Below are 4078 nucleotides of genomic sequence, written 5' to 3' on the forward strand. Positions count from 1 at the left end.
CTCCTCCTGACTCGGTGCTCCTGACTCCTCCTTACTTAACGAATCTATAACTGTTTAACCGGATTTGATATTACGGTTCATCATCAACATAAGTCCTAACTAACTCATTCCTTGCTATATCATGTTCAGTTGAATACTTATTTTCAGGTAGCAGCTAGAAGAGGAGTAGAGTTCAACAATTAATAATTAACAATTACCTCTTCTTAAAATGAATTAAGATTGATCCTTAAGGATAAAAAATTATTTTTTTCCCTTAATTGAAGTTGCTTTCAACCTTGATTATTCGGTAAAATACTTAATTTTATGTGTTATACTTAAACATGAAAAATTTATTGATAAATTAAAGACTTTCTATAGTAGATACAGCAGAATTAGTAACACTTTTGCCTGCCTTATTGCCATACTGAATTAAAGGAAGTGAAAAAGTAAGTGAAGGGCTTTTGCAAGAAGTAGGTAAGGATACATGGCAAAGAGCAAAGGCTATTTGGGAAAAATTATCGCCAAAAATAGAGTCTAAAGAAGCAGCTAAGGAAGCAGTAGAAGACTTTGCTAAAGAAGGTAATGACAAAGATGCAGAAGCAGCTTTTAGGCGACAATTGAAAAAAATACTGGACGCTGATGAAATCCTAGGAAAACAAGTAAAAAAATTAATGGAAGAAAATAATCCTACTTCCACAAACGTCAATGTTGAACAGACAGGAAATTTTAATCAAACAGCAGGAGATAATGCAAAATAAATTGGTCAAATTGGTTCAGCAGGCGATATTACTATGTAGATAGTTAGCATAAATAATGTCTGAAATTAATCAAAATGCTGGCGATAATTCTAATCAAATTGGTAGCATTAATAAAGCAAGAGATATTTACATCGGCTGTACTCTTCATCAAGGAGATTTAGATGATTCAACTTTACGCAGAATAGGCGTTTTAATTTTTCTTATATCAGTATTTTTGTTCTCGCTATTCATGGGAGGAGTTAATCTTATTCCTTTGTGATGGTAAAGAAGATAAATAAAACTATAAAGGTAAGCATTCAGCCGTCAGCCATCAGCTATCAGCTATTGTGCTTTTAGTTTAGGGTCTTAGGGTCAAAGCTGTATTAACTGTCTTACTAAAAAAGTTGCCTCCTTTACCCTTAAAGTAAGTTGTTAATTGAAACACTGTCCTTAAAGATAGAGTCTTGTTGCTGATAGCTGACAGCTAATAGCTGTTTGCGCAGCAGTCCGCAGGAAATGCTTACCTACAAAGTGTTTATTTTTGACAATAAATTACTAGACTAAAAATCTATGTAAGTTTTTCTTGTTTGTTGTTATCAATCAATAATTCAGCTTATATAATAAAGTACAATACTGCATTTCAATATGTCATCATATATTAAAGGAAAAAAATGCTGCTAGAACTCAAAAGATTAACCATACCACCAGGGCAAAAAGTGTTGTTAAAAGATGTAAGCTGGCAAGAATTTGAAGAAATTATCACAGACTTAGGAGAAAGTCGCGCTTCTCGAATAGCTTATGCAAATAACACTTTAGAAATTATTACTCCATTACCAGAACACGAACTTAGCAAAGAAGTTATTAGTGACTTAATAAAAGCACTCCTAGAAGAACTAGACAGAAAATTTTTAACTCTAGGTTCCACAACTTTCAAAAATGAACAAATGGCAAAAGGAATAGAACCAGACAATTGTTTTTATATTGAAAATGAAGCTAAAGTTCGTGGGAAAGAACGCCTAGATTTAACTATCGATCCACCGCCTGATTTAGCTTTAGAAATATATATAACTTCTCGTACTCATCTGAATATTTATGCCAATTTAGGAGTAGGGGAACTTTGGCGATTTGAAAAAGGAAAATTACAAATTTATGTTTTAGAAAATAACAAATATATAGAATCAGAAATTAGCCCTAATTTTCCAGATTTACCCTTAACTGAAGTAATTCCAGAATATAGTATTCGCTGTCAAAATATGGGTATAAATCAAACCATGAAAACTTTTCGGAATTGGGTAAGAGAACAAATTATTAGTTAGTAAAGTAGGTAAATAGTTATTTTCCTATTTCTTCTATTTCAAATTAGCTTTATAGCAGTACGTTTTTTGGTGTTTTACAATAAATTTTGGTTGTAAAGGAGTAGTAAGGATGTCTTTCAGTTTCTCCCCCACTCCCCACTCTTTTTATCTAATTACCGAAAAATTGTGGTTTAAAGCTTCCTCCTTTAAGGGGATAAAAAGAAAAATTTTCCTTTGAGTCAATCCTCTTCTTTTAAAGGAGAGGTAATTATTAATTATTAATTGTTGAAACCGATGCTACCGGACATGATATCACCGCATTCTCCTGTAAATCGCCCTATCGGCGGCTCCCCTATCTAACTACTTCTTCAAGCACGGCCAACAAATGCACAATAAGTTGAGAATAGATTAACTTAGATATCGGATACGCCAATAAAGAGTTAAACATGATTCAACAGCCTAAACCTCAATATTCTCTAGCCTGGATTGGCAAAATTGCTGAAGTCCCTAAACCAGAATGGGATGCTCTGGCCCAACCTTTAAAAACTCCCTTCCTAGAATGGGACTGGCTGCATAATATGGAAACTTCTGGTAGTGTGGGTGGTAGAAGTGGATGGCTACCGCAACATTTAACAGTATGGCGAGATAGACAACTAATAGCAGCAGCTCCACTTTATATCAAGGGACACAGTCAAGGTGAATTTGTTTTTGACCATCAATGGGCCGAGATAGCTTACCGCTTAGGTATTGAATATTACCCGAAGTTATTGGGAATGTCGCCTTTTACTCCTGCTGAGGGATATAGATTTTTAATATCGCCTGGGGAGGATGAGGATGAAATGACAGCTTTGATGGTCAGGGAAATCGATCATTTTTGCGATCGCCATCATATTTCTGGATGTCATTTTCTCTATGTCGATCCAGAATGGCATCCTGTACTGCAACGTAATGGTTTTAACAGTTGGCTACACCATAGTTACATTTGGCAGAATCAAGGTTATCAAACTTTTGATGACTATCTCAAAGTATTTAATGCTAATCAACGTCGTAATATTAAGCGGGAACGTAAAGCAGTAGGAAAAGCTGGTTTACAAATGCAGACTTTCACTGGGGATGAAATACCGAAAGCTCTGTTTTCTAAGATGTACAGTTTTTACGAGAGTACCTGCGATAAATTTGGTTGGTGGGGTAGTAAATATTTGACGAAGCGATTTTTTGAACAATTACATCACGACTTTCGCCATCGAGTATTATTTGTGGCAGGTTACAGTGAGGAGGACGACCGCTTCCCTGTAGGAATGTCGTTTTGTATTACTAAGGGCGATCGCCTTTACGGTCGTTATTGGGGCAGCACTTACGAAATAGATTGTTTACATTTTGATGCTTGTTATTATGCTCCGATAGAATGGGCGATCAACCATGGTATTAAGACTTTTGACCCTGGTGCTGGTGGGCGTCATAAAAAACGGCGTGGTTTTCCAGCAACACCTAACCATAGTATGCACAAATTTTATCATAATCGTTTGTCAAAAATCTTCTTGTCCTACATTGGGCAAGTGAATGAAATGGAACAGCTAGAAATGGAGAGAATTAATGAGGATTTACCTTTTAGTCATGGTAATTCTTAATGGGACTTACACAAAATCAAGCCAGAAAATAGGCTCAAATATAGATGGGCAGAGGCTTTGATGTCAAAAAGGTATAAATCCTGAATAAGCACGGGTTCTAGCCATTTTTAAGGCATCGACGTAATTCCCTTGTCTAGACTGACTTTGAAGCATTATTTCCTACCAAAAAATGTTTAATATCATGTCCGGTAGCATCGGTATTGTAAGCGTGAAAGTAAGGAAGAAGGAAGAAGGAAGAGGGAAGAAGGCTTAAAAGCTTGAAAAAACGTAAATTTCCTGTAGATATTCACCCTTGGTTTTACACAAACGATAAAGTGCGGACATGATATAACTACCATTAACACGTAAGAAAAAAGGGGATGGAAGAAAAAAGAAGGTAATAAATCAAGCAATTATTATCTCAGCTATCAGCAATTATTAAATACCTAAAGGTTGTAAG

Annotated in this window: 4 protein-coding genes; all 4 read left to right on the top strand. The window is 35.5% G+C overall.

Annotation, left to right across the window (positions count from 1 at the left end):
- The first annotated feature begins 440 nt into the window (after nt 1-440).
- The 4 genes from F6K13_RS21770 to F6K13_RS21785 all read left to right on the top strand — a co-directional run bounded on the left by F6K13_RS21770 (nt 441) and on the right by F6K13_RS21785 (nt 3639).
- On the top strand, nt 441-737 hold the full coding sequence (locus F6K13_RS21770) for a hypothetical protein (protein ID WP_124147162.1): 297 nt from the start codon (nt 441-443) through the stop codon (nt 735-737).
- A gap of 55 nt (nt 738-792) precedes the next feature.
- The gene (locus tag F6K13_RS21775) at nt 793-996 is read left to right on the top strand and encodes a hypothetical protein (RefSeq protein WP_124147163.1); all 204 of its coding nucleotides are present in this window, start codon (nt 793-795) and stop codon (nt 994-996) included.
- A 391-nt stretch (nt 997-1387) separates the two neighbouring features.
- Nucleotides 1388-2032 carry a Uma2 family endonuclease gene (locus F6K13_RS21780; protein WP_124147164.1) on the top strand — a complete coding sequence of 215 codons (645 nt, stop codon included), beginning with the start codon at nt 1388-1390 and terminating at the stop codon, nt 2030-2032.
- A 425-nt stretch (nt 2033-2457) separates the two neighbouring features.
- Nucleotides 2458-3639, top strand: coding sequence for a GNAT family N-acetyltransferase (locus tag F6K13_RS21785; RefSeq protein WP_124147165.1), 1182 nt, complete (start codon nt 2458-2460; stop codon nt 3637-3639).
- Nucleotides 3640-4078: the final 439 nt, after the last annotated feature.

This window comes from Okeania sp. SIO2B9 (assembly GCF_010672505.1).
Classification (GTDB): Bacteria; Cyanobacteriota; Cyanobacteriia; order Cyanobacteriales; family Microcoleaceae; genus Okeania; species Okeania hirsuta.

Bases quoted from the DNA above. Each gene is read 5' to 3' on its own strand.
- F6K13_RS21775 (WP_124147163.1), top strand. From the start codon at position 793: ATGTCTGAAATTAATCAAAATGCTGGCGATAATTCTAATCAAATTGGT.
- F6K13_RS21780 (WP_124147164.1), top strand. From the start codon at position 1,388: ATGCTGCTAGAACTCAAAAGATTAACCATACCACCAGGGCAAAAAGTG.
- F6K13_RS21785 (WP_124147165.1), top strand. From the start codon at position 2,458: ATGATTCAACAGCCTAAACCTCAATATTCTCTAGCCTGGATTGGCAAA.